Source organism: Gloeocapsa sp. PCC 7428, assembly GCF_000317555.1.
GTDB lineage: Bacteria > Cyanobacteriota > Cyanobacteriia > Cyanobacteriales > Chroococcidiopsidaceae > Chroogloeocystis.
The window spans coordinates 1,232,013-1,257,475 of the sequence record NC_019745.1; the positions used below are offsets into that span (position 1 = coordinate 1,232,013).

A 25,463-nucleotide genomic window follows, 5' to 3' on the forward strand; every position below is an offset into this window, starting at 1 on the left:
CTTCACAGGTTTTTACTATGCTGATTGATGGATAAGTCCACGCAGGTGGACTTTGTTTTTCTCGCCGCGAATGAATTCGCCAGGCGATCTTAGCTAACCACCAACATCTCACCTTGAAGCATTCGCGCAGCACCATCAAGCAGAACTTCTTCTAAATATGGCTTGGTAAAATAACCACTCGCACCGAGTTGAATTGCCATTTGGCGATGTCTTTCTGCACCTCGCGAGGTCAGCATTGCAATTGGAATCTCATTGAGGCTAGGCTCTTGTTGTAAGCGTGATAGCAGTTCCAATCCGTCCATTCTGGGCATTTCGATATCGCAGAAGATGAGATCGCACGGTAAACCATCGCGTAGTTTGTCCCAAGCTTCTTGACCATCGCGCGCTTGTTCAACACGATAGCCAGCTTTGTTAAAGGTGAGTGAGAGCAACTCGCGGACTGTAATCGAGTCGTCAACAATCAACACCGTCGGTTCAGTCTTGACGGGTTGTGTCATGATAGGCTTGCTAGGAGTCGCATTTGTAGTCCATAGCGCTTCGTTGTTTCTGTGTTGAATGCGTCCCAGCGATAAATCAATTAATTCCAACACGTCAGCAATTGGCATAACGTGACCATCACCAAGAATCGTTGCGCCAGCAATACCAATTGGTTTTGAGATCGGCGCTTCAAATTGCTTAATCACAATTTCTTGTTCGCCTAAAACTTGATCTACTTGCAGTGCGGTAAAAGTTCCCGCCGATCGCAAGATAATAACCGAAACTAAATCCTCTTCACGGTTAGTACCATAAACATTACCACGACCTAAGACGCGATTGTAATGTAATAGCTCTTTCAATGGTCGCAATGGCAATACTAAATCCCGCCACGCAACACAAGGTTGACCCTCTTCCGATTTGAGTAAAGCAGACGCTGGTATATCCAGCATATCTTCAACCCCATCCATCGGAAACGCGATCCGCGCTTTATCGCTTAAGCAGCACAGTGCTTTACAAATACTTAAAGTCAGTGGTAGGCGAATTGTAAATGTTGTTCCTTGACCTAGGGTAGAATCAGTGTTAATGATGCCCCGAATTTCTATAAGGCTGGTACGCACAACATCCATACCTACACCTCGACCAGCAAATTCATCAACTTTGTCTTTGGTACTAAAACCAGGGTGAAACAGCAAGTCGTACACATCTACACGGGACATTGTGCGTGCTTCGGCTACTGTAATTAGCCCTTTTTGAATTGCTTTGGTCAACACGCGGTCAGGATCGATACCCGCACCATCATCAGATACCGAAATCACTGTTTGGTTTCCTTGATGGAAAGCGCGGATCGTAATTGTTCCTATTGGTGGCTTACCTTGCGCAATACGTTCTTCAGGAGTCTCAATACCGTGTGTAATTGAATTATTGACCAAATGCGTCATCGGGTCGTAGAGTTGCTCAAGAATCACCTTATCGATTAAGGTGTCGCGACCCTCGATTTTGAGATCAGCTTGTTTGCCGTATTTGAGCGTAATATCTTTTACTGCACGCGGCAAGCGATCGGCAATTTGCGAAAATGGAATCATTCGCGATCGCGTAATTCCTTCTTGCAGTTGAGTTGTCACCTGGCGAAATTGACGCGCGACTTGTTCGGTTTCATCCGTAACAAACTCAATATCCGACGCTGATTCGCGCACGCGGACAATCATTTCGATCATCTCTTGCGACAATGTATGAAAGCCGGTGAACCGATCCATTTCCAAAGCGTCAAAATCCATCCCAGTGGCGTGACGTTCGGGAGTTTTGTCCGCATCAACCGATTCTGAACGCGAGTGCGAACGACTGCTAAGTAAAGAAGCTTCCAGCAGCGATCGCTCGTACAACTCCTGCATTCTGATTCCTAGTTCGTTGAGTTGTTGCACTCGATGTAAGAGATTTTCGGTAAACTGACGCAATCGCTGTTGGTCTTGTTCTAAACTATTACGGTTAACAACAAGTTCTCCGACTAAGTTACCGATTCCATCTAATTGCTTAACTGAAACCCGCATCGTTTGCTCAAAGGCTGTGCGGGCTACAGAAGGAGATATTTTCGTTATGGATTCGGATATAGGTTCTTCGGACTTTTGATTTTGCGGTTCGTCTTCGAGAAGGCTTTCAAGTTCAGCAAACTCGTTTTCTGGTGCGATCGCCTTTGGCGCTGCGCTGTGCGCAATCGCTTTTGTTTCTAACAGCGCATCCAGTTCGGCAAAATCTTCTGTAGTTTCTACTTCGATTGTATCAGTCGCCAGTAATGCTGCTAATTCGTCAAACTCATCGTTAACATCGACAGTTTGTTCAATCGGCTCTGATTCTCTATCTAACGTATCTTCTACATTAACTTCATTATCTACTACGTTTTCTTCTGTTAAGAGTAATTCTAAATCTGTAAAATCTACTTCTGAAAATGACTGAATAACTGTTTCTTTTTCAAGTTGTACGTCAATAGAATCAGTAGCCTGTTGGTTTATGCTATCAGACAGAGTACTTACTGCATTTGTACTCACTTCTAGTTCAGAGATTGTTAGTAATTCAATATCTTCTATCGTTTGAATATCTAAATCTGGTTCGAGCGAATCTTTAATAACATTATTCAATGCGTTACTACCATACAGATTCTTTTGTAAATCACTATGTTCGTCAAACCAAAAATCTACTACATCAAATTTTTCTTGGTTTTGTATAGTTGTGGTATTCTGCTCATTTAAAGAAGATACTTGATGAACTTCTTCTGAGATGGAGTCATATTGAGGAGTGTCTAAATTATTTGTTTTTACTGTATCCTCTAGAGTCGAAAATAAGCTATAAAAGTCAAGATTTACATCATCTGATTCAATTAAATTCTCTTCATTTTTATCATCGAACAAAGTATTAAAATTAAACGCATCATCAGATAAATCAGATAATTTAAGTTCTACTTCACCATCTACGTTAGCAAAATTAGAGCCTAATGTTTGAAAATTAGGAGATAAGTCGAGTTTTGCTAACTCCTCTGGTGTTTCTAATGTCAACCATTCACTAAGATCGCCTTCAGGTTCTATTTCAAACAAACTATTAAGCTCATTCTCAATATCTACATTCGTTTGTTTGGCGGTCTCTGGTGGAGCTTCAATATCCTGTTCAGCAGATTCTTTGTTAAACGCTGAAATGTGCTGTTCTGACTCTGGCAGCATAGTATTTGTACAATTAAAGTTAATATTTTTGTAGTTTATTAAAGCTAGTTAAGATAAGTATATATTTTTAATAGTAGTTAGTGAGGAATTTGCTTTCCTCACTAATATCTGCTTGTATCTATGAGTTTTCTAATTCTAAGAACATATAAACTTGAGATTTTGCCTACTCAATACTGGTGTTCTAAAAGAATTAATATTCATAGTTAAACAACTTAGTTATAATGTTGCTAATTGTGTATATTCTTAGCAGAAAGTGCTTGTAGTTGTTGGGTTGTGGAAACTTCGGAAATGCGGCCTGCTAAAACTAATTCTTGGGATTGCTTGAGGTCTTTAATAACAACAGGAGCAAGGGTACGATAGTTGTTATCTTGATTCGCGATCGCTTCTGATGCGGTTTCGCACACTTTAGACCAGCTAGGTAGTTTAAGTTGAGTACCTAATTGTGATAGCTGCTGACAACATTCCTGTAGTTGTTGGCGGCTTTGCGGAGTTTCGGGTTGCTTGAATAGCTGTAACATCTCGCGCAGCTTTTGCATAACTTGATTTTGAAAAACGGGTAGCAGATCATTTCTAATTGATTCATGGGTTGGTAAATCAGCTGAACGGCGATCGCTACTTTTAGCTTTTTGTACAAGTAATTCTAAATGATCATTTAGCTCAGTAAATGTAGGCTCGGTTTTTGCCATTAAATCATCAACAACTTTCTCTGGAAGTGATAGGTACGTTTCCAGATTCTTAATTAATTCTTGTAACGTATCAAATACTTTCAGAAGTAATGTTTCTAACTTTTGGTCAACTTGAACTGTTGAGTTTTCTTTGAGAACCTTAAAATAGTCTTCTAAACGATGCGATGTTTGCTGGATGCTATCAAAACCTAGCATCGCAGCACCACCCTTTACTGAATGTGCCGCCCGAAAAACGGCGTTGATCATTTCCGCATCTGTAAGTGTATCTTGAAGATTTACTAATCCTTGCTCAATAGTATTTAGATGGTCGTTAGCTTCATCAATAAAGTAGCCTAAAATTCGCTGTTCTTGCTCTTGTACCATAGGAATTCTAATGTATGATTTAAACAAAAATAGACTTATGTTGTTAAGTTGCCAGTTTAACTAAGCTACTCACTATTTAGCTTTAGTTCGATTCTGTTGTTTCTACACGGAACCGTTCAACTGAGTTCAGTAGATCGCCTGCGACTTTCACAAGATTTTTCAAAGATCCAGAAACACGCTGCGCTTCTTGCGAATTAGCTTGCGCGGTTAATTCTACAGATTGCATAACCGAAGCTACAGCAACCGAAGTATCGGTTTGCGCGACGGTTTCTGCTGTAATTGAGCCAACAAGTGTATCAATGCGATTAGAAACTTGCACAATGTCTTCGAGCGATCGCTTAGCTTGTTCCGCTAGGTGCGTTCCTTGAATAACTTGTTGCGTACCTTCTTCCATTGCCGTCATCACAGAACCTGTTTCGCTCTGAATTTGCTTAACGATTTGTTCAATTTCGCGTAATGCTTTAGCAACACGGTCTGCAAGTTGGCGAACTTCATCGGCTACAATTGCAAAACCGCGTCCAGCTTCGCCCGCCCGTGCCGCCTCGATACTGGCATTAAGTGCTAATAAGTTTGTCCGTGAGGCGATTTGCGAGATTAAGGCGACGATTTTGGAAATCTCCTGCGATGATTCAGCAAGGCGCTTAACTTTACGTGTCGTTTCTGCAACCGTTTGGCGAATTTCTGAAATGCCTGCAACCGTTCTTTCTACCGCTTCTCCTCCTTTCAATGCAGTTGTTGAAGCCGAACGCGCCACCAACTCTGCCTCGCGCGCACTTTCTGCAACGCGTTGAATTCCTTCAGTCATCACCTGTACCGAATTAAGCGTCACCGCGAGTTCTTCAGCTTGGCGCAACGCTTCTGAAGATAAGCTTTGTGCAAACGTTTCGCTATCGGTAGCACTCTTACTCACCTGCTTCGCGGCAATCTTCACTTGTTGCACAATTTCACGCAGGCTTTGAATTGTCAAGTTGAACGAGTCTGCAACAGCACCCATCACATCAGCGCTGACCTCCGCACGCACTGTTAAATCTCCACGTGCTGCACCTTCAACATCATCAAGTAAGCGCATAACTTGGCGCTGCAAATTTTCTTTCTCTTCCTCCTGTTGTCGCGCTTTGTGCTGCGCTTCACTTGTCGTTGCTTGAATGACGTGCGCCATTTCGTTGAATTTAGCAACGAGTTGACCTAATTCGTCTTGCGCAGCAGGTTGTGGAGTGAAATTACCTTCTCTAAGAGCATCAAACTGTAGATAGAGATCTGCGGTTGTGCGTTTGATTTGTTTGGTTGTGATTTGTCCCAAAAACCGAGTAGTCGCAAAACCCGCAATTCCCGCTGCTGCTGCTAGCATCCAACCAGTGTTTCTTACGGCGGCTCTATTCGGTACAGGGGTGAGAAACGAGCTACTTAAGCTGAGTGCAGCAACTACAACTGCTGAGACAACGCCGACGCTACTTGCTGTTAACCATTGTTTTTTCTCTAAAGAGGCGTTTTCAAAATGCTTACGCCACCCTTGAGCATGAGTGCTAGGTGGGACTGAAGCATTATCTGTGTGAGGGAGAACAGATTCATTCGCAGTTGGCGTGGCTGCGACTTCACTTGCCAAATCGCCTAAAATGACATCTCCTCCATTGGTGTCTTGCGGTGCAACCTCAGTTGCTGAATGCTCAAATTCAGGAACACTGCCCAAATCATCAAAAGCATCAAATTCAGCAATAGAAAATTCCTGTATTGATGTACTCGCTGCATGACCTGCTGTCGGATGCTCGTCTTGTATAAAGTTGTTGACAGGAACTTTTGACCCAAAGGTATCTTCAATTGTTGGATCTTCAGCAGAAGGTGATTCGGCTTCTTCTACTTGCAACTTTGTTGGAGACAACAGCAATGTCTGGTCTTCAACTTCTTCTACTTGCTGCTGCTGTGAGGCTGGATAACCAAAAGTATCTTCAATTTCAGAGGTTTCTGTGGCTACTGACTTAGAAAAATCCGCCTTTGAGTGTTCCGTTGCTGCGGTAGTTGCAAAGAAGTCTGAATTGCTTGGTAAATCCTCGTCTTGTAGTTTTGTTCTACCAATTGACGACGGGACTTCGGCTTGAGCCAAAGCAAAAGGATCGACAAACGCCTCGATTGATGTTGCTTCCTGCGCGCGATCGCCTGACGCAGAACTAAAAGCGTCTTGAAACGGCGACTCAACTTCTGAAAGCGATGGTGTGTTGTAGTCAAAATGCTCAAAATCAAAGCTGCTAGGGTTGAATTCTTCAAAGGCAGCAAGTTCGTTATCTTCAGGTTGCTGGTGGTTAAATGGTGTTACAGCGTCGTTAGCAACATCCATCAACAGATAAGTGTCTTCAAACTCTTTTTCAGAATTTGTATAGTGACTTGCTTGCTGTGCGCTTTCGTATTGACCAATCGATTCGAGCGCCTCGTTTGCGCAATCAATCAAATCTGTATCTTCTGTAAGCTCGATAACGGTGCGATACTCTGCTTGTGCTTGGGCATATTGTTGATGTACGCAGTAAATATGTCCCCGTAATAGATGACTATTTGGATCGTCAGGAAACTCTTGAAGTAATCGTTCCAAAATTGCGGCTGCTGCTTCGTAGTTGCCTTGAATATAGGCTTTTTGTGCCTCTTGGTATTCCTGATCTTGATTGATACTTAATGTCATTTGCCGTCTCCGCTTGCCTTAATTTCATACTGCTGCCCATCGATTACTCCGGATAATTGCTTTTTGGTCGAGCAGTCGAAGACACTGATGGGTGCGATCGCTTAATAACCACTCACCGCGCAAATATGGAGTGATATTATCTGTTGTCGTTGGCTGCTGAATTGCCTCAACATCTAGCCACTCCATACCTACAATTTGTTCTACAGCTAACCCTATAATTGTTTCTTGATCTTCTACGGCAATAATCGGAATTTCTGCTCGATCTGTGTTAACCGCAGACGTTTCACCTAAAAATTGCCCTAAATCAGCTACCCAAATGACTCGCCCGCGTAAATTTAATGTCCCTAGCAGTAAAGGAGAAGTGTTAGGAATTGGTGTAATGCGATCGGGTGGTGCAGAAATGACTTCTCTAATCGCCATGGCGCTGAAAGCTAATTCTTGACCAGATGCTAAGTAAAATCGTAAATGTAGTTCTCCCTCTGGTCTTTCTAATTCTTGCAGCTGATTTGCAACTTGCTCTTGGCTAGGACTTGTTGTTAATAATTCTAAATTACCGCTCATCAGGTTGATTTATCCTTGCAGCAGTTGTTTCACTGTTCCTAAAAATTCATTTGATTGAAAGGGTTTAACAATATATGCATCTGCACCTTGTTTCATTCCCCAATGACGATCAAATTCTTCTCCTTTTGTAGAACACATGATTACTCGTACATTTTGAGTTTTTGGATCTGTTTTTAACTTACGGCAAAGCTCATAACCATTCATGCGTGGCATGACAACATCAAGTACAACAATCGATGGACAAGATACTTGAATTTGCTCTAAGGCTTCAACTCCATCATGGGCTACGGTAACTTGTAAACCACTTTTTTGTAAGAGTTGTATGATAATTTCCCTTTGCGTGGGACTATCTTCCACAACTAAAACTGTTGCCATAATTATTAACTTATCTCCTAGATAAAATTTGCTAGCTTAAGAACTAGCCACTCTAAAATAATTTTCAAAATAAAGTGTGATGAGATATTAATATTCTCTTTACATATATGCTAGAAGAAACATTAGCTGAGTATTTTATATTTGATTTGATAAACTAGCTTGAAGTTACTTAACTACAAGACTAAATTAACGCTATCTTGGTAGACGACCAAGCGAAAATCTACTGATTACTTTATTGCAAATAGCTTAACAAGTTTCCTGCCTTCAGTAAATACACGGTAGTAGCTATTAATAAATTGTGATAATGCTATTAAATATAGTCTGATTAAGTATACTAGCTATTAAATCTTTTATGTTAACAGAACAAATAATACGTTTTAGCCAACTAATAATTTACAACAAATATTTCACAAATAAAACTGATATTCAATTTAGTTAATAAACGTTTTTTGAATATTTAATTATACATAAAAAATGAATATATATGTTTCTGGATTCTAAAATACTAACAATCTACACTTAATTTAAACAACTTTAAATCATTTGCGATACTTCAGTAATTAAGGTAATTTAAGAGGGCGATCAGAGTGCTGTATTTAGCAGAAGTTCAGAAGCAAAAAAGTGGGTTTATGGGTGCTGGAAAGGCTGAAATTAAATTACTAGCCTTTCAGCGAGGCGATCAAAGTTGGAATCCCGTACCAGGCGAAGAAGTTATTCCTGCGGAGGAAGCTAGTAATTTTGCGACAGGGGCTTTAGTATTAGCCGATTTAAACGCAAATCGACAAGTCCAACGTCTGCAAGAAGCAGGGCGTCCTTTGGTCAATATTCTACAAAGCTTCTCTCGTGTACTTGAAAAATTTAAGCGTCAGGAGGAAGAAATTGAACAGTGGAAGCAGTCTTTGACTTACCAAAGTCAGGAAATGAATCGCCGCAACATGGAAATGGAAGCGCGCTTAGAGCAACTTCAGCAAATGGAAGCTGAATTTAAACAACTAGAAGCACGACACCAAGAACTTAAATCTGGGCAAGAAAAAGCAGAAATGCTGCGCCAGGAAGTTGAATCTAGCCGTCAAGATTTAGCAAAAGCTTGGGAACAGCTACAAAATGAACGGCATTGTTGGGAAGAATCTCAACATCTAGGAATAGATGAATTTCAAGTACGTCAAATACAGGAATTAGTGGAGCATTTGTCTTGTAATGTACCAACCACATCAGTACAAGAAGAACTTACACTTTTGTTAGCAAACATTGCTACTGGACAAAATACTTTAACTCAACACTGGCAACAACTAGAACAACAGCAAAGTTATACTCAAGAGCAACAACAAGAGTTTGAAAGTATCGCCCAAACATGGCAAGAAAGCTTTACTGAGTGGCAACAAGCCCAAAGCTTATTAGAACAATCTTTATCTGAGTTAAAGGTACAAACTGCTGTTTTAAACTATAAACAAGAGTACGCGCAAACACTGAAATGGCAGTTACAAAAACATGAGGAGTTATATCGAGAAGTGTCTCGCATTGCAGAATCTGTTACGCAAGTTGATGTTAGCGAGAAGGTTAAGGTAGTAGATTTAGAACAAATGCCAATCGAGCAGTTACAGCAGATTGTAAAAGACTTGCAGGAGGATTTAGCTAAGAATTCTCAGTTTGTTAACGATCAAGAAGAAGAACTTAAGTTGCAAAAGCAAGCTGTAGAACAATTGCAAACACAACTAAGTCAAAGCGGCTCTTCAGAGCGATCGCATATAGAGAATGAATTAGCTGAAGAGTACGATCGCTACCAAATGCTGAATGAAACTTTGGTTGGGCAACGGCAAAATTTGCGCGAGCGTAAGGCAATTTTACAACAGCATCTGCACGTTCTCTGGCATCGGCAAGGTTGTCACAATTTCACGACGATTAGTGATGAGCCAAGCGTAGATCTACAGCCAGTACTAGCACAAATCGAAGTATTTAAGCAGCAAAAAGCTGAGGAACTGCAAAAGCTAGAACAAGAGCTTTCTCAAATAGAATCGAGAATTGTCTCTTTACAGAGCTTAGTTGATTCGCAGACCGAGATGCAAGCGCTCAAACAGCAACAATGGCAAACTTTAGAACAGCAACTACACTCGCTACAGGCAAGCATCGCAGAAACTTTGGGCAGAATAAAGCTATCGCAAGAAGTATTGCAACCACTTCAAGATAACTGGAACAGCCTACAACAGCAACTAGAAGCGATCGCCGCGACACTCAATAACAGTAGCGAACAGCAAACAATCGCGCAGATCCGCCAAGTTCTGCAAAACCTTGTCCCAAGTTGAGTGTCAGTGTTATTGCGGAGGAGTTAGTAGTTACTTCCTTCTTATTTTTATTTTTCTTCTACCACGCTGCTGTAAATCCAAAGACAGTTTTGTTTGATTTGGGCGATCGCCCCTCCAGGTAATGGATCAGTTTGCGAACCATTTGGGGCTGTTATCAAGGTTATGATTTTTTCAATTTGCACAAAGCTAGGCGCAGTTTGTAAGGTTTGTTGCAACACTCGCCGAATGACGCGGCGTTGTAAAGCTAAAGGTGCATTACGTAGAACAAAGCAATCGAGTTTAACCGTTGCATCATCGTTTGTGATTGTTGCCTTCTGTTGAAGTTGGTGCGCGACTGATTCTAGGTATTCTACCTCTGCATGGAAAATTTCTGCGGTCTGAGCTAAAGTTTGCTCAACTTTGGGATTAAATTGATGCAAATATGGTAGCAGTTCTTGGCGAATTCGATTTCGCGCATATTTGAGGTCTTGGTTAGTAGAGTCTTCCCAAACCTCTAATTGCATATCTTGACAGAATTGTGCTGTTTCCTCCCGCGTTACTTCTAATAGAGGACGTACTAAGCTAATCTCTGGCGTTAGCGCGCGGTACCACGTGAGAGATTGCAAACCATCCGCACCACTCCCGCGAATTAAGTTATATAGCAAAGTTTCGGCGCGATCGCTGGCTGTATGACCTGTAACAATGTATTGGTATTGGTGTTTCTGTGCGATCGCACTCAAAGCTTGATAGCGCCATTGTCTGGCTGCGGCTTCGCTACGTAATACGCGATCAGTAGTTTCGCTGTAGAATGGTGTGTTCCATGCTTGTGCTAGTTGAGCTACGTAGGTAGCATTTGCTGCGGCGTCGCTACGCCATTGATGATTACAGTGCGCAATGCCTAAATGCCATCGCCATTTAGATTGTAAATCTAGAAGGAGTTTCATTAAGCACAGCGAATCTTGTCCGCCTGAAACAGCAACAAGTATCCGCCGATCGCGCGGTAAAAGACAACGCGATCGCAATGTCCGATGCACTTTGGCGTGTAATAAACTCCAATCTGAGCAAGCCATTAATCAGCCAAGAGTGACATCAGAAAAACCAACCGTAAGAATGTAGACCTTTACCCAAAAGATTCACACCCAGGTAGCAAACCCAAACGACAACAAAACCAGTTGCTGCTAGAATTGCTGGGCGGCGTCCTTGCCAACCACGAGTAATTCGTGCATGAAGATAAGCTGCAAACACAAGCCACGTAATCAACGCCCAAGTTTCTTTCGGGTCCCAACTCCAGTAAGAACCCCAAGCTTCGTTTGCCCAAACTGCACCCGCAATGATACCGATTGTAAGTAGTGGAAAACCTAAACCAATTATACGGTAGCTAATATTATCGAGCGTGTCTGCTAAGCTGAGGCGCTGAGGTGAGAGGGGTTCGGAAGAAACCGTAGTTGGAGTTTGAATTGTTGTCACTGCCTCAATCACTGCGGTACTGCTACCATTACTTTGAAAAGTTGCAACGCCGTTAGCTGAATTAACTTCCTCGGTTGGCTTAACTAACTCACCCGCTTTGTGCAAACTATAACCATTGTTGCGATAACCACCAGTTCCTACTGAACTACCTTGAAGGACAACTTTTTGACCGCGAGTGACGACAAGAAACGCGATCGCCAAAAGCGAACCAACCATCAAGGCTGCATAACTCAACATCATCACGCTGACGTGCATCATCAGCCAATTTGACTTTAATGCTGGAACTAAAGGCGCAGCAGATTGCATATCGTTAGGTAATGTGAGCGCAGCAAAAGCCGTAATTCCCATCGCAACGGGCGCTGTGACAACTCCTACTAAGCGACTGCGAGTATTATTTTCGGCAATCAGATGGACGGTTGTCATTCCCCAAGTGAGAAAAAATAAAGATTCATATAAATTACTGATGGGAAAGTATCCAGCTTCTAACCATCTTGCGCCTAACAAGGTAGCCATACACAAATTTGCGATCGCCATTCCTGCGGTTCCTAACGCTGGAAGATAGCTGATATTTGGAAATGCTGCTCCGATCCAATAGATCAACATTGTCACAAAGAGAATCGCAAACGAAGCATTGTCTAATAAGTTCTGTAGTAAAACGAGATTCATAATAGTTTTTTTGTGTTCTCTCAATCTTTTATAAAGTCTTACATGGTGCTAAGGACGCCTAGCGAATAAATTCGCGACTTTGTAGATCTTGTCCACCTGCGTGGACTAACGAAAATACAAGCGTTGTAGTAGAAAAGGTGTTGTTGATGTCACTGTGGTTAAAAACCACTACTTTGATCCTATCTGGTAGCGTAGCTTACTGTCCTATCAAGACAAAGCAAATTCAGTTAGTCGCTATTGACGAGTTGCTTTCTTTAGAACCTTCGATTTGAGACTCGTCTTTTTCCAGTGAAACAAAAATATCGTAGCGGATAGTGCGCTCGTCGCTTACCGCAGCGGTTCCACCAATAGCGCGTGTTGCTTTGAGTAAGGTACTTTGTCCAGGAAGGAACTGCGGCAAGGGTAAAGCTTTAACTGTAGGATTAACGTTGAGGAAAAACTGACCATTGTTTGGATTGAGTTCGCTAGGAACCGTATTTTGAAATTCTGCTGTATTTGATAAATTCGTTGCGGGTTGCGGTAGCAGGCGATCGGCAACCGGCGCACCAAGTGCAATAAAAGCGACATTATTATCCAACCAGCCACGTGTCGCTGTCAGCGTTCCAAACGGTGCGATCCAGTTAGTTACTGTATTATTGCCTAATTGTGTTTCTTGCGTTTTAAATTGATAGCGACTTTGCAATACTTGCTCTAGCTGTTGAAATGATTTGTTAGCGGCGGCGCGATCGCTTGTCTCGATCATCAGTACCAATGACAGCGCGAAGTCTTGTTGTGCTTCTTGTGTTGGTGCAGGGACAACGGCGATCGAAAACTCACGATTCATCCAACTCAGTAAATCGCGATCTAAATCTAAACCTGTCAGTGACTTAAAACCGGCTCTTAAATTCTCTGGTGGAAACGGCGTTAAAGGATTTGATTGTGATGTTAATGTATAGTCTTGCCACAATTGCTGAAAATTACCACCAGATAACATCATCAAAGTTTCTGCGGGTAAACGGCGCTGCATTTGACCTGCGCTATTTTCTACGCGATGTACGCGCTGGCTATTCGGCTTTAACCATGAAATACTTCTTAACCGAAGTCCTTCTGGTTCTATGGTGATTGTACTGGCGAGTCCTTGATTTTCTTGAAGACGGGCTAAGCCTTGTGGAATCGCTGTCGGTGTGGGATTCGTACTCGCGACTCGAACGGCTACTGGAATATTAATATATACTTGAGCAAAGCGATTTTGTTGTGTAATTTTACTGATAGCTGCTGTGTATCCTGGGATTTGTGCTAAGGACAGCCCACTTTGATAAGTATCAATTGCTTTTTCTGTAATTTGAGGATTGTCACTGACAACAACAAAACGTTGATCGAGAACTGCGGCTGAATAATTTGCGTTACCTGTACTTTGTGTTTCTTGAATTTGAGTACCTTTATAGTTGCGCGAAATCAACTTAGTTTGTTGCGATCGCGGCGTTTCCCATATTTGTCGTGCAGCTGTTTGATCGGCAATTGGCAGTATCATTAAGACTGCTTGATTTTGGTTAGTCGCATTGAGTTCAGGCGGTAAAAAGGCGATCGTTGCTTCTTTACCGATCCAAGGTTTAACATCTTGCTGGTAGTTGTAGCCATAAGCCGTTAAGAAGCGATCGCGCAATTGTGTTACATTCTTTTCTAATTCGGCTCGCGTCTGCACTGTACCAAACTGTCGTAATTGTTGCCAGTGATTTTCATCTGTAGACACTGATATCGTCAGCAGGGCATCTTGCGGAACAACGTTGGTTCCGACAGGCATTTCTGCTAATCTATTTTGTTGAGTCAATACCCAATAACTGACTGCTCCAACACCAATCAAGCAGCTAGCAACAACCAAAGTCGGGAGAAATTTTTTACTTTTTTCAGGCATGGCTGAACGCAAAATAAAGATAAGCTTTCAGCGACGTTATTGCGATTACGTCACTCAAGGCAATTGAATTTTGGAATATTTTGTTTGGTCTAACAAGTCAACAGAACAACAATATCTTGATGTATAGCGCCGTTTTTTCCTAAAAGCAGACAAAGTTAATTTTAACTATTTTCATCTCAATTTGTTTTTTCGACTATATCGTACCCGTACTTAAACTTGACTTAACCTAAGTCTGCAAAGTTATTTATGGTGCCTAGACTTACTGAATACGAAAAACATCAGTACACTCACTTAGGCCAAACCTGAGCTTGTGCTACTAAACGTTAGGTAAATCGAAGTTACTTCTAAAGTAAGATTGAAATGTGTGGGCTTTTATGCAAGTGAAGGTGACTTAAGCAATTAATGACAGTTTGTCTCCACTCTGTGGTGACTTTTCTTATAAACAACCTCGATTATTTCTCGACTTCCCTCAAAAACTTTGTGTTGAATTTGTTGAAAATTGTCAAGAACCATATGCCGTTACAAATCTCTAAGTCAAAAGCCTTTATTGCACCTTTAGCTGCTTTAGCTTTAGGTCTAGCTGCCTGTGGACAACAAACAACCACCACACCTGGTACAGGTACGAATGGAAGCCCAGCAGCACAACAAGGTCCTAGTGCCAATATTAGCGGTGCTGGTGCGAGTTTTCCCGCACCGTTGTATCAGCGATGGTTCACCGAATATAACAGAAATGTTAATCCAGGCGTACAAGTTAGTTATCAATCTGTTGGTAGCGGTGCTGGTCTAGAACAGTACATCAACGGCACAGTAGATTTTGCGGCGAGTGATGCGCCAATTCAGGGCGATCGCTTAGCATCTTTCAAGCAAAAGTACAACGCCGATCCAATTCAGGTTCCAATGGCTGCGGGTGCTGTTCCCTTGGCTTACAACTTGCCAGAAATTGAAGGGCAAGAATTAAGACTTTCGCGCCAAGCTTACTGTGGCATTGTTACTGGACAAGTAACGCGGTGGAACGATCCTCTGATTGCGCAAGCCAATCCCAACTTGAATTTGCCAGACAGAGAAATTATTTTTGCCCGCCGTGCTGATGGTAGTGGCACAACATTCATTTTTGTCAATCACATTGATGCTGCGTGTCCAAATTGGCAGGCTGGAGTTGGAACGTCAGTTGACTGGCCTGTAGGTGTTGGCGCTCAAGGTAACGAAGGTGTTGCGGCGCAAATCCAACAGAATGAAGGTACAATCGGCTACATTGAGTACGCATATGCCAAGCTGAATGACATTCCTACAGCAGTACTAGAGAATGCATCAGGTCAGTATGTTGCGGCGACCCCTGAGTCAGCTGGGGCTGTATTTGAAAATGTAGAAATTCCTGATGACTTCGCCTTGCTAGTCCCAGACCCCCAAAATCCAGAGGCATTTCCTATTGCAGGATTAACCTGGATTCTGGTGTATCCCACCTATCAAGATGCCAACAAGTGGCAGGCGATGCGCAACGTGTTCGAGTGGTCTTTAACTGAAGGTAGACCAATTGCCGAGGAGTTAGGTTACATTCCCATGCCAGATAGTGTTGTTCAGCGTATTCGTCAAGTTTTTGATGAAAGAGTTAAAGCTGGGTAAATAGATAGTAATAAAGTACGGCTAGTAGCTATTGTGCTGCTAGCTATACAAATCTCTTGTTGTTAAGGCACAGCAGATGTAAGGGATAAATCATGAGTTCGTTAGCTGAACATCCGCACCGGAAAGATATATCTTTAGAAAAGCGAGTTGACACAGTACAAATATTTGACCGTAGCTTTTTTTGGTTAGCAGTAGTCGGCGCGATCGGAATAGGTGCAGTTTTATTTTGGATTGCTGTGCAAATCGGAATTAGTGCTTTGCCTGCTATTCAGAGTTATGGCATACAATTTCTGACGACGACAACTTGGGACCCTGTTCGCAACGTCTACGGTGCGTTACCGCAAATTTATGGTACTCTCGTGACTGCGGCGATCGCTCTTGTTATTGCCATCCCCGTGGGTATCGGCGTAGCAGTGTTTTTAAGTGAAGATTTTTTGCCAAATTCTATCAGAACTCCAATTGCCTTGGCGATCGAGTTAATCGCTGCTGTACCAAGTGTGGTAATTGGTCTTTGGGGTATTTATGTCTTGATTCCGTTTTTACGTCCTTTTTACAATTTTCTCTACGACAACTTCAGTTGGATTCCTTTATTTAGCACACCTCCTAGAGGCAATAGTCTTTTAACACTCGGTCTTGTGCTGTCAGTAATGATTTTACCGACGATTATCGCAATTTCTAGAGGAAGTCTAATTGCACTGCCTCGCGATTTACGTCAAGGTGCTTTAGCATTAGGCGCGACACGTTGGGAAACAATCTTACGCGTGTTAATTCCAGCGGCTTTTTCGGGAATCGTTGGTTCCATTATGCTGGCACTTGGTCGCGCTATGGGTGAGACAATGGCAGCCGCCATGCTAGTAGGCAATGCAAACCAGATTACACCTTCACTACTTGCTCCTGGTGCAACAATTGCCTCACTGATTGCTTCTCAATTCGGTGAAGCTGGTCGATCGCAGGTAGCGGCTTTACTATACAGCGGTTTAATTCTCATGATTTTGACCCTGATCGTCAATGTTCTGGCAGAAATTATCATCCAGAAGTTCCAGAACGTAGAGTAACTGGCTGTAGCCGACACAAAGAGGCATAGATTATGACTACTAATAATGATGGAATTGGCAGAAGAGACAAAATTAATCTCACTCGTTCGGCACGAACACCTTTCAGGAGTTATTTTGACTTTTTCATGACGATCCTGACAGGTGCTTTCACCATTTTGACAATCGTCCCGCTTGCTGCTCTAGTGTGGGATGTCGCACGGCAAGGTATTAGTCGGTTAGGGATAGAGTCTTTCACCGAGTTACCACCACCACCAGGACTAGAAGAAGGTGGCTTTGGTAACGCTATTCTTGGTACGCTGATTACGCTAGGAATTGCTGCATTAATTAGTGTTCCCTTCGGAGTCTTAGCAGCAGTTTACTTGTCTGAATTTGGACGAGGAACAAGACTCGCTTACGGAGTTAAATTTGCGACTAACGTGTTAGCCGGAGTCCCAGCAATTTTAGCAGGCTTATTTGCTTATACTGTTGTTGTTTTGACCACTGGTGGTTTCTCTGCATTTGCTGGAGGCGTAGCGCTGTCAGTCGTCATGATGCCAATTGTGGTGCGTGCAACCGAAGAAGGGTTACTACTTGTTCCTCAGGAAATGCGCCAAGCAGCGATTGGAGTAGGAGCAACTAATTTTCAAACAATCAGCCGCGTTGTCATACCAGCAGCACTACCATCGATCGCCACTGCTGTTACTTTAGCCTTAGCACGCGCTGGTGGGGAAGCCGCACCTTTATTATTCACAGCTTTGAATAATAACTTCTGGTCAACAGATCTTTGGGCACCAATTGCCACATTACCAGTGCTCATTTATTTCTACGCGATTATTCCCTATCGAGCACAGCAAGAAATCGCTTGGGCAGCAGCTTTGGTGTTACTCGGTATTGTTTTGATTGTTAGTATTTCTTCGCGTTTGTTAGCGCGGCAGAGAATCCAGTAATGCTAGAAGTTAATGAAATCATGTTGAAGTTAGACATAACTCTTATCAATTTCTAAAATACCCACACAGCCATGAATCCTGACACAATCAATACACCAAATTCTAGAAGTACTAGTACGACGCAAGAAGCAATCTTACGTGCTGAAAATGTTTCAGTGACATACGGTTCTTTCCAAGCCCTACGCGGTGTCAGCTTAGATATCCCTAAGAATCAAGTCGTCGCTTTTATCGGTCCTTCAGGCTGCGGTAAGAGTACGCTAATAAGATGTTTCAACCGTCTTAATGACTTGATCCCTGGGACAAAAGTTGGTGGAAAAGTGACCTACCAAGGCGTTGACATCTATGGCGATAAAGTAGACCCAGTACAAGTACGCCGCAGGATCGGGATGGTGTTCCAAAAACCAAATCCTTTCCCTAAATCGATCTATGACAACATCGCTTTCGGTGCCAAAATTAACGGCTACAAAAAAAGCGAAATGGATGAAATTGTCGAGCGATCGCTCCGCCAAGCCGCATTATGGGATGAAGTTAAAGACAAACTCAAAGAAAGTGGTTTATCTTTATCTGGTGGTCAACAACAGCGTCTGTGTATCGCGCGGACAGTTGCGATCGAACCTGATGTCGTTTTGATGGATGAACCCGCTTCGGCGCTTGACCCTATATCTACCCGTAAAGTAGAAGAACTCATTCAAGAACTGAAAGAAAATTACACAATTGTGATTGTGACGCACAATATGCAGCAGGCGACACGGGTTGCTGACTATACTGCATTTTTCAATGCCGAAGCTGAAGAGGGTGGAAAACGCTTTGGCTATTTAGTTGAGTACGATAGAACAGAAGCAATTTTCAATAACCCGCAAGAAGAATACACGCGACAGTACGTCAGCGGCAGATTCGGTTAAAATTGCCATAAATAGCTGTAACACCTTGTCCATCTTCATTCGTTGTGACGAGGTTTTTTATAAGCTTACTTGGTTTGTCAAAGTCAGTTTGTCACAAAAGAGCTTAGTGCATAATACTGTAGCTATGCCGAAGAAGCATTAGACGAGTCCACGCAGGTGGACTTAGTTTTTGAGCCGCGACTTCAGTCGCCAGGCTAAAACCATTAAATAATTCCCTAACAAAAATTTGTTAGCCACAGTACCACAAGACTTCTAAGGTAGTAGTAGATAATGAGATGATGAATCAAGCCGATTGGTACTCTTACTACGATCCTTACGAATGTGAAGAAAATAGTGGCTGTTCCCCGTCAAATACTATGGTCTTTAGTTGGTTTACTCCTCACCATTGGTGGCACTTTTATCGAAGCACATTTTACGAGCGCCCCTTGGAGTTGGAACCATTACGGCATTCAGGCGACTCCTTTAGGAGTAACATATCAAATTGGAGCAGTGCTGCTTGTAGGTTGCTTAGGAGGTAAAACAGCTGGCGCACTTTCTCAAATTGCTTATATCGTGCTTGGCTTAACTTGGCTACCTGTATTTTATCAAGGTGGCGGAATTAGCTATCTCAACCAGCCTAACTTCGGCTACGTGCTAGGCTTTGTTCCAGGAGCCTGGATATGTGGTTTTCTTGCCTTTAAAACTTCAAACAAACTAGAGTCACTTGCTTTTAGTTGTTTGTGTGGTCTACTAGCGATTCATTCAACTGGGGTAGGGTATCTTATTTTAAAGTATATTATTGGTGCGGGGTTTACACAATTAACGCTTTTAGAAGCAGTATTGAGATATTCTGTTTATTCGCTACCAGGACATCTAATCATTACTTGTGCAGTAGCAGTTTTATCTTACTGTTTACGATTCGTTATGTTGTACTAGCTTCAAGTAGATTACTCTATTTTTTAGATTTTAGATGCAATCTAAAATCTCAGCTTTTGTAAATTCTCATGCGTGTAAAAAATCGTCTTTTCTGGATCGTTGCTGTTATTAGTTTAGTTATTGACCAGTTAACTAAATTTTGGGTAGTACAAAACTTTTATTTATCAGAAACCCAACCTCTCATCGAGGGAGTATTTCATCTCACGTATGTCACTAACACTGGTGCAGCTTTTAGCTTATTTAGTGGCAAAGTTGAGTGGCTGCGCTGGCTGTCTTTAGCTGTGAGTTTAGGATTAATGGCATTAGCCTGGTTTGGGGGAGTCATGCGGACTTTTGAACAACTAGGTTATGGATTAATTTTAGGCGGCGCGCTAGGAAATGGAATTGATCGCTTTGTGGCGGGAAGCGTTGTTGATTTTCTAGATTTTCGCCTGATTCAGTTTCCTATCTTTAATTTTGCCGATGTATCTATCAATATTGGCATTATTTGCTTACTTATTGCTACATTTGCACAGCCAAAAGATACTCCTCGCAGAACTCGCTAAAAATAAGGGGATCTAAGCTTAGATCCCCTTAAAGTCAGTATTCGTTAGTTAGGACTTAAACCATGCCTTAGCGTTAATTCCTAAGGTGTCACACCTTCACTAGGGCTGCTAGGTGCAACGCTATCGGTTCCAGGCGCAGGCATCATTGTTCCACCTGGTAGAGGCTCAGAAGGGCGAGATTCAATTTGGTCATCAATAGGCGCATTAGGGTTGGTGGGTGCTACTGCACCGTCCGGAGTTGTGGTGCTATCTGTGCCAGGTACTGGTGTTGTTGCATCTGGAGCATTAATTGGGCTTTCAGGTGCTACTCGTGTACCACCACCTGTAGGAGATTCTGGAGGTAGCGTCGTGCCATCAGTTGGTCCTGCCGGTGGAGTCGTAGTATCTGGAGTTATCGTACCATCTGGTCCTGGCAGCGGTGTTACTGGTGGTGCAGTTGGATCGAGAGGAGTTGTACCTCCTGGGGTCGTGGGCGTTGTCGCATCTGGGGTAGTAGGCGTTGTTGCATCTGGAGTAGTTGTCCCTGTGGGTGCTGGACCTGTCAGCGGTGTACCACCTTCGCAACGTGAGTTGAGTGGGAAACGCTCGCACAGAATTTCTAAACCTTGTGGTGAAAGCTCAATTTCTGGAGTTTGAGTTGTTGGTTCTTGAGCTAAAGCATTGCTAGATAATGCCAGAGTCAGAGCAGTACCAAATAAACCTACGTATCTTATTTTCACACCACTTAACCTCAACACATTTTTTGGATCATTAAAACAGAGGAAAATATATCAAAAATCTACCCTAATGAGGATATATATGAGATCTTTGTATGCATAAGAAAGCTCCCTATAAGGAGAAGCATTGTCACAAGATAGTTTCAGGAAACCGATAATATTGTTTTATCGTCTTAATAAGTTTAAAGAATATATTAGCGATCGCGCTAACCAATCAATAACTTTAAAGCAAAACATGAATGTGTTAAAGACAGCTTGTAGCGAATCGTTTTGCTCAGTAACTATTATGAGCTTGTGAGTAAAATGTTTTCAGTAGATCAACATCGAGCTTCAAAAAATCTTCTCGGATGAAAGAAGCCGCTTTGGGCGCTGAGCTATGAGCGATCGCATCTCAATTACTGGAAGGTAAAAGACTAAATCATTTGCTGAGAAACTTCCTCATTTTTGCAATGAGTCAAAACTTTTACTGACAACTTGGTAATGCAAACAGAAAATGAATCAACCCCAACCACCGCGCAAACCACAAACCGTTTTCGGACAGGTAACTCAAGCAGTAAAAACGATTCAAGCCAAAGTAGATTTTTCCAAACTAGCCCTCAAACCAAATGCTAGAGTCCCTGAGCTTTGGTTACAAGATGCAGGGGCTGATAAAGCCGAAGTTTATCCATTGCTTGGCGATCGCTATCTTCTCGGTCGCAGTTCGCGCTCTTGCGATATTGTCGTCCGCAATCCTGTTGTCAGCCAAATTCACTTATCAATTGCACGTCATCCCAAGCGGCGATCGCCTTTTGTGATCAAAGACGAAAACTCGACGAATGGTATCTATCGCGGTAAAAGACGCATTTCATCGCTAGCACTGCGTCACGGAGATATTCTGACACTTGGTCCGCCAGAACTTGCGGCAGCGGTGCGGCTACAATACGTCGATCCACCACCTTGGTATGTTCGAGCGCTTAATTGGTGTGCGTATGGTATTGGTGGCGTGACGCTGCTTTTAGCACTAGGAATTGGGATTGAATGGACAAAGTTTTCTGTTGTCCCTTTACCAGGTGCGACACAAGCGCCCGTCGTTGTTTATGCGCGTGATGGAGAAACGCCCTTACGTCCACCGCGAACAACTTCTCACGTCGATCTACCACGATTATCAGACTTTTCGCCTTATCTACCCGATGCGGTTCTTGCTTCCGAAGATAGTCGCTTTAATTGGCATTTTGGCGTCGATCCGATTGGAATTCTGCGCGCCATAGTTGTAAATGTACGCGATCGCGAGTTTCAGCAAGGTGCAAGTACTGTGACGCAACAAGTTGCACGGAGTTTGTTTCGCGATTATGTCGGACCCGAAGATTCTTTAGGGCGGAAGTTGCGCGAAGCGATTGTCGCGCTGAAGCTAGAAACGTTTTACAGTAAAGACTTTTTACTACGAACTTACTTAAACCGAATTTACCTAGGTGGAGACACTTTAGGTTTTGAGGATGCGTCGCGATATTACTTCGATAAGGCGGCAAAAGATTTAACTTTAACCGAAGCCGCAACTTTAGTCGGAATTTTGCCCGCCCCGAACAGTTTCAATTTTTGTGGTGATGCGCAAAGTCATCAAAGTATTATCGATTACCGCAATCGCGTACTCACTCGCATGCTCGCGCAGGGGAGAATTAGCACAGAAGAGGCAAATCGCGCGCGGCGATCGCCTGTAGATGTCAGCCGTCGCGTGTGTGAAGAACAAGCAAACACAATCGCGCCCTACTTTTATAGTTACGTTTTTCAGGAACTTAGGCAAATCTTGGGCGAGCAACTTGCACGCGAAGGTAATTTTATTATCGAAACGCAGCTAGACCCCAAAATTCAAGCCCAAGCAGAAACTGCACTACGCAACGCGGTAAGTAACAGTGGCGGAGCGTATCGTTTTTCGCAAGGCGCAATCGTCACGCTTGATGCTGATACAGGCGCAGTATTAGCACTTGTTGGCGGAACTGATTACAAAACAAGTCAATTTAACCGTGCTACGCAAGCACAGCGACAGCCAGGTTCAACGTTCAAGTTATTTGCTTATACCGCCGCCGTCGAGCAGGGAATTTCCCCCTACAAAGCTTATTCGTGTGCGCCTGTTTCTTGGAGAGGTCAGAGGTATCGTGGATGCGAACGCTCCAGTGGTAGTATTGATATGTATACTGGGTTAGCACTGTCTGAAAACTCGGTTGCTTTACGGGTTGCTCAAGATGTGGGATTGGATCGGGTAGTGCGGATGGCAAGGCGGTTAGGTGTAGAATCACCGCTCAATCCTGTACCTGGTTTGGTTTTAGGACAAAGCGAAACGACTGTCCTCGAAATGACAGGCGCGTTTGCAGCAGTCGCTAACGGTGGCGTATGGAATCGTCCGCACTTGATCAGTCGCATTTTAGACAGCAGCGATTGTAGTGATCGCCAAAACTTAAAAACTTGCCGTGAGATTTATTCTTTTGAGCAGAGTAATGATGCGAATATTCAGGCAATCCCGCCTAATGTAGCTGAGACAATGACTTCAATGTTACGCAGTGTTGTCCAGCGTGGCACAGGAAGAAGCGCCGCACTAGGGTTAGGTGTTGCCGGAAAAACTGGTACAACCGATGATAATCGCGATTTGTGGTTTATTGGTTTTATTCCCGATCGCCAGCTTGTGACCGGCGTTTGGTTAGGGAACGACAATAGTTCTCCCACAGCAGGTAGCAGCGCGATCGCGGCGCAATTATGGGGTAACTATATGCGTCAAGTTGTCCAGTAACTGCTAACTTTGCCAGGGAGTCACCTGCAATACCCCGTCACGACCGAATACTACGCGAAACTGCGCGAGGGCTTCTTGTGCTGTTTCTGGAGTTGCGACGGGATAAACAAGTAAATTAGGTAACGGAGTTTGTGCGATCGCATCGTTGGCAATCGCATTCGTCGATCGATATCCGACAATTGCACCATTAGCTGTGGTACTCACGCGGTAGATCAAATCGTGATTGATCGCACGAGTTGTCCAAACGCGATTGATGCGGTTGTAGAGTGTTTGTTGCAGCCAGGCGATTTGTTCGGTGTCGGTAATTGCTGCGGCTAAATTACTGCTACGCGATCGCGATTGTGGTTGTGGTTCTTCGGGACGACGAACTTCGGGAATGGGGACGAAAAAGAATGCGATCGCCGCTAATGCTAAACTCGACACTCCAACTGCGGCTGGTACGGCTTGTTTTGTTAACTGTGGCGTGTGTCCCGCATAGCGTTTAGAAACAGGAGCTAGCTGCAACGACATTGTGGGTAACGTTTGGCTATCCGCAAAAAATTGATCGACAGCTTCTACCAAATCAAACAGTTGTACTGTCGTTAAATCAATTGCTACAGGCGTAGACGCTGCTTCTACACCAGGATTTGAGGCGTTTGAATGGACAATTAAGCGATGACGATTAGAATCAATTTGCTGCAATTGCACTAAACCTGACTCGTTTCGATGCGCTTCAGGATGGGGAACTTTGCTCAAAAATTCTTGGGCATAACCACTTACCGCCGTGACTAAGCTTTCAAAAAATTCTCGCCCTCCCGTCAACGGTTGTTTAGCTCCTGCTAAATGACATTCTGCATTCACCAACATCGAAAGCACGGGTCTAACACTTGGAGACTGCTCGTTTGTAGGCTCGCTTAAACCCTCTACAAAGAGAGTGCAATTAGGCAAACTGTACTTACGTTGAATTGTCTTCATTCTACTTCCCCGTCAAACAAACTCATCCACAACCTCTGAGTTCCGGCAGTTCCAGTACAAAATAGTAATTGTCCTAATAAACTGAGTGCGAGTTCGTTTAACTTATCATCAGAATTGTAAGCTAAGACTCCTGAACGGCGCGGGTTCATGCGGCTACGGAAATGCGCGCGAAACCGCTCTAGGTAATTCGCTAAACGTAAGTTTTGCTCTAGAGGAATTTGCTTATCGCTCATCTGTTGATAAGCTAACAGCAATTGGCGTAACAAAACTGTCAAGCGTCTTGCTATATGACACGCGATGACGACGAGCGCTTTTGCCTCAACAATACTTAACAAACGGCGTGTATGTGCTCTACGTAATGGATTTGTACTGCGTAGCCGCCACAAATTCACCCGATTTTTGATAATGTCTTGAAGTTCTAGTTCTCGCGCTACATCCAGAAGAGCTTCAGAACCACCTATTTCTAGAGCTTCGATTGCTAGTAGAATCAAGTCAATTTGCAAACAGGTGCGGCGGGGACACCCTTTTTCTTCAATAGATGGATAAGGTAAATAATCTAAAATCAACGGATTGGACTGGATAGCAGCCGCGTCTATTGGTACTACACTCACAGAAGCATTCATGTTATCAAGCGATCTCGGGTGAAGAGGAATTTTGCCATACAAACTTCCACTAGATTGCCAAATTACACGACAAAACGTCCACTTTTGGCATGGGGCAAGATCCCCTACTGGTTAAATTGACGGATCTTTGTATCAATTAGCTCCCAACTTCGCCGCAATCAAGCAGGAGGCTGAGGATCTGTCTACTGTAGTTCGCAAGTTGGAGTGAGATTCAGCGATTCTATGTTTGAGAATCATTTACCAACTTACAAATGTCAGCAACAATTCAGATTTATCTAGATTTCTAGTGTACGATTTTTCAGGCATCATTGAGG

At 43.1% G+C, this 25,463-nt stretch carries 19 protein-coding genes; 8 read left to right on the forward strand and 11 right to left on the reverse strand.

Features of this window, described 5'->3' with window-relative positions:
• Positions 1-89: 89 nt before the first annotated feature.
• The 5 genes from GLO7428_RS28835 to GLO7428_RS05520 form a co-directional block, all read right to left on the reverse strand.
• Entirely contained in the window at positions 90-3,182 is a 3,093-nt protein-coding gene (locus GLO7428_RS28835; RefSeq protein WP_015187572.1) for a hybrid sensor histidine kinase/response regulator, read from the reverse strand.
• A 227-nt stretch (positions 3,183-3,409) separates the two neighbouring features.
• Positions 3,410-4,231, reverse strand: coding sequence for an Hpt domain-containing protein (locus GLO7428_RS05505; protein WP_015187573.1), 822 nt, complete (start codon positions 4,229-4,231; stop codon positions 3,410-3,412).
• A gap of 82 nt (positions 4,232-4,313) precedes the next feature.
• Positions 4,314-6,896, reverse strand: coding sequence for a methyl-accepting chemotaxis protein (locus GLO7428_RS05510; RefSeq protein WP_015187574.1), 2,583 nt, complete (start codon positions 6,894-6,896; stop codon positions 4,314-4,316).
• Between the two features lie 24 nt (positions 6,897-6,920).
• Complete coding sequence (locus GLO7428_RS05515; protein WP_015187575.1) at positions 6,921-7,457, reverse strand: chemotaxis protein CheW; 537 nt, start codon at positions 7,455-7,457, stop codon at positions 6,921-6,923.
• A gap of 9 nt (positions 7,458-7,466) precedes the next feature.
• Positions 7,467-7,832: a response regulator transcription factor gene (locus GLO7428_RS05520; protein ID WP_015187576.1), complete on the reverse strand. Its 366-nt coding sequence runs from the start codon at positions 7,830-7,832 to the stop codon at positions 7,467-7,469.
• 587 nt (positions 7,833-8,419) lie between these two features.
• On the opposite strand from GLO7428_RS05520, the gene hmpF reads away from it, so the two are divergent.
• Complete coding sequence (gene hmpF, locus GLO7428_RS05525; protein WP_015187577.1) at positions 8,420-10,132, forward strand: pilus motility taxis protein HmpF; 1,713 nt, start codon at positions 8,420-8,422, stop codon at positions 10,130-10,132.
• A gap of 47 nt (positions 10,133-10,179) precedes the next feature.
• On the opposite strand, the gene tilS is transcribed toward hmpF, so the two are convergent.
• From tilS to GLO7428_RS05540, 3 genes are all read right to left on the reverse strand, one after another.
• Positions 10,180-11,181 carry a tRNA lysidine(34) synthetase TilS gene (gene tilS, locus GLO7428_RS05530; RefSeq protein ID WP_015187578.1) on the reverse strand — a complete coding sequence of 334 codons (1,002 nt, stop codon included), beginning with the start codon at positions 11,179-11,181 and terminating at the stop codon, positions 10,180-10,182.
• 19 nt (positions 11,182-11,200) lie between these two features.
• Positions 11,201-12,244, reverse strand: coding sequence for a c-type cytochrome biogenesis protein CcsB (gene ccsB, locus GLO7428_RS05535; RefSeq protein ID WP_015187579.1), 1,044 nt, complete (start codon positions 12,242-12,244; stop codon positions 11,201-11,203).
• A 223-nt stretch (positions 12,245-12,467) separates the two neighbouring features.
• Entirely contained in the window at positions 12,468-14,135 is a 1,668-nt protein-coding gene (locus GLO7428_RS05540) for a DUF3352 domain-containing protein (protein WP_015187580.1), read from the reverse strand.
• 513 nt (positions 14,136-14,648) lie between these two features.
• Between GLO7428_RS05540 and pstS the strand changes: the two genes are divergently transcribed.
• The 6 genes from pstS to lspA all read left to right on the forward strand — a co-directional run bounded on the left by pstS (position 14,649) and on the right by lspA (position 20,098).
• Positions 14,649-15,755, forward strand: coding sequence for a phosphate ABC transporter substrate-binding protein PstS (gene pstS, locus GLO7428_RS05545; RefSeq protein ID WP_015187581.1), 1,107 nt, complete (start codon positions 14,649-14,651; stop codon positions 15,753-15,755).
• A 92-nt stretch (positions 15,756-15,847) separates the two neighbouring features.
• Entirely contained in the window at positions 15,848-16,810 is a 963-nt protein-coding gene (pstC, locus tag GLO7428_RS05550) for a phosphate ABC transporter permease subunit PstC (RefSeq protein WP_015187582.1), read from the forward strand.
• Between the two features lie 32 nt (positions 16,811-16,842).
• Complete coding sequence (gene pstA / locus GLO7428_RS05555) at positions 16,843-17,736, forward strand: phosphate ABC transporter permease PstA (RefSeq protein WP_015187583.1); 894 nt, start codon at positions 16,843-16,845, stop codon at positions 17,734-17,736.
• Positions 17,737-17,807: 71 nt separating this feature from the next.
• Entirely contained in the window at positions 17,808-18,638 is an 831-nt protein-coding gene (pstB, locus tag GLO7428_RS05560) for a phosphate ABC transporter ATP-binding protein PstB (RefSeq protein ID WP_015187584.1), read from the forward strand.
• 333 nt (positions 18,639-18,971) lie between these two features.
• Positions 18,972-19,553, forward strand: coding sequence for a biotin transporter BioY (locus GLO7428_RS05565; RefSeq protein WP_015187585.1), 582 nt, complete (start codon positions 18,972-18,974; stop codon positions 19,551-19,553).
• 68 nt (positions 19,554-19,621) lie between these two features.
• Entirely contained in the window at positions 19,622-20,098 is a 477-nt protein-coding gene (lspA, locus tag GLO7428_RS05570) for a signal peptidase II (RefSeq protein WP_015187586.1), read from the forward strand.
• Between the two features lie 80 nt (positions 20,099-20,178).
• On the opposite strand, the gene GLO7428_RS05575 is transcribed toward lspA, so the two are convergent.
• Positions 20,179-20,817, reverse strand: a complete 639-nt coding sequence (locus GLO7428_RS05575) for a hypothetical protein (RefSeq protein ID WP_015187587.1) — start codon at positions 20,815-20,817, stop codon at positions 20,179-20,181.
• A 490-nt stretch (positions 20,818-21,307) separates the two neighbouring features.
• On the opposite strand from GLO7428_RS05575, the gene GLO7428_RS05580 reads away from it, so the two are divergent.
• On the forward strand, positions 21,308-23,572 hold the full coding sequence (locus tag GLO7428_RS05580; protein WP_015187588.1) for a transglycosylase domain-containing protein: 2,265 nt from the start codon (positions 21,308-21,310) through the stop codon (positions 23,570-23,572).
• A 3-nt stretch (positions 23,573-23,575) separates the two neighbouring features.
• On the opposite strand, the gene GLO7428_RS05585 is transcribed toward GLO7428_RS05580, so the two are convergent.
• Positions 23,576-24,526 (reverse strand): DUF4335 domain-containing protein, encoded by a 951-nt coding sequence (locus GLO7428_RS05585; protein WP_015187589.1) that lies wholly within the window; start codon positions 24,524-24,526, stop codon positions 23,576-23,578.
• Entirely contained in the window at positions 24,523-25,149 is a 627-nt protein-coding gene (locus GLO7428_RS05590) for a DUF3038 domain-containing protein (protein ID WP_015187590.1), read from the reverse strand. The genes GLO7428_RS05585 and GLO7428_RS05590 overlap by 4 nt, the downstream gene beginning before the upstream one ends.
• Positions 25,150-25,463 lie beyond the last annotated feature (314 nt).

What these genes read in the sequence shown, in the direction of transcription:
- GLO7428_RS28835 (WP_015187572.1), bottom strand. Translation starts at nt 3,182, where the DNA reads ATGCTGCCAGAGTCAGAACAGCACATTTCAGCGTTTAACAAAGAATCT.
- GLO7428_RS05505 (WP_015187573.1), bottom strand. Translation starts at nt 4,231, where the DNA reads ATGGTACAAGAGCAAGAACAGCGAATTTTAGGCTACTTTATTGATGAA.
- GLO7428_RS05510 (WP_015187574.1), bottom strand. Translation starts at nt 6,896, where the DNA reads ATGACATTAAGTATCAATCAAGATCAGGAATACCAAGAGGCACAAAAA.
- GLO7428_RS05515 (WP_015187575.1), bottom strand. Translation starts at nt 7,457, where the DNA reads ATGAGCGGTAATTTAGAATTATTAACAACAAGTCCTAGCCAAGAGCAA.
- GLO7428_RS05520 (WP_015187576.1), bottom strand. Translation starts at nt 7,832, where the DNA reads ATGGCAACAGTTTTAGTTGTGGAAGATAGTCCCACGCAAAGGGAAATT.
- tilS (WP_015187578.1), bottom strand. Translation starts at nt 11,181, where the DNA reads ATGGCTTGCTCAGATTGGAGTTTATTACACGCCAAAGTGCATCGGACA.
- ccsB (WP_015187579.1), bottom strand. Translation starts at nt 12,244, where the DNA reads ATGAATCTCGTTTTACTACAGAACTTATTAGACAATGCTTCGTTTGCG.
- GLO7428_RS05540 (WP_015187580.1), bottom strand. Translation starts at nt 14,135, where the DNA reads ATGCCTGAAAAAAGTAAAAAATTTCTCCCGACTTTGGTTGTTGCTAGC.
- pstS (WP_015187581.1), top strand. Translation starts at nt 14,649, where the DNA reads ATGCCGTTACAAATCTCTAAGTCAAAAGCCTTTATTGCACCTTTAGCT.
- pstC (WP_015187582.1), top strand. Translation starts at nt 15,848, where the DNA reads ATGAGTTCGTTAGCTGAACATCCGCACCGGAAAGATATATCTTTAGAA.
- pstA (WP_015187583.1), top strand. Translation starts at nt 16,843, where the DNA reads ATGACTACTAATAATGATGGAATTGGCAGAAGAGACAAAATTAATCTC.
- pstB (WP_015187584.1), top strand. Translation starts at nt 17,808, where the DNA reads ATGAATCCTGACACAATCAATACACCAAATTCTAGAAGTACTAGTACG.
- lspA (WP_015187586.1), top strand. Translation starts at nt 19,622, where the DNA reads ATGCGTGTAAAAAATCGTCTTTTCTGGATCGTTGCTGTTATTAGTTTA.
- GLO7428_RS05580 (WP_015187588.1), top strand. Translation starts at nt 21,308, where the DNA reads ATGAATCAACCCCAACCACCGCGCAAACCACAAACCGTTTTCGGACAG.
- GLO7428_RS05585 (WP_015187589.1), bottom strand. Translation starts at nt 24,526, where the DNA reads ATGAAGACAATTCAACGTAAGTACAGTTTGCCTAATTGCACTCTCTTT.
- GLO7428_RS05590 (WP_015187590.1), bottom strand. Translation starts at nt 25,149, where the DNA reads ATGAATGCTTCTGTGAGTGTAGTACCAATAGACGCGGCTGCTATCCAG.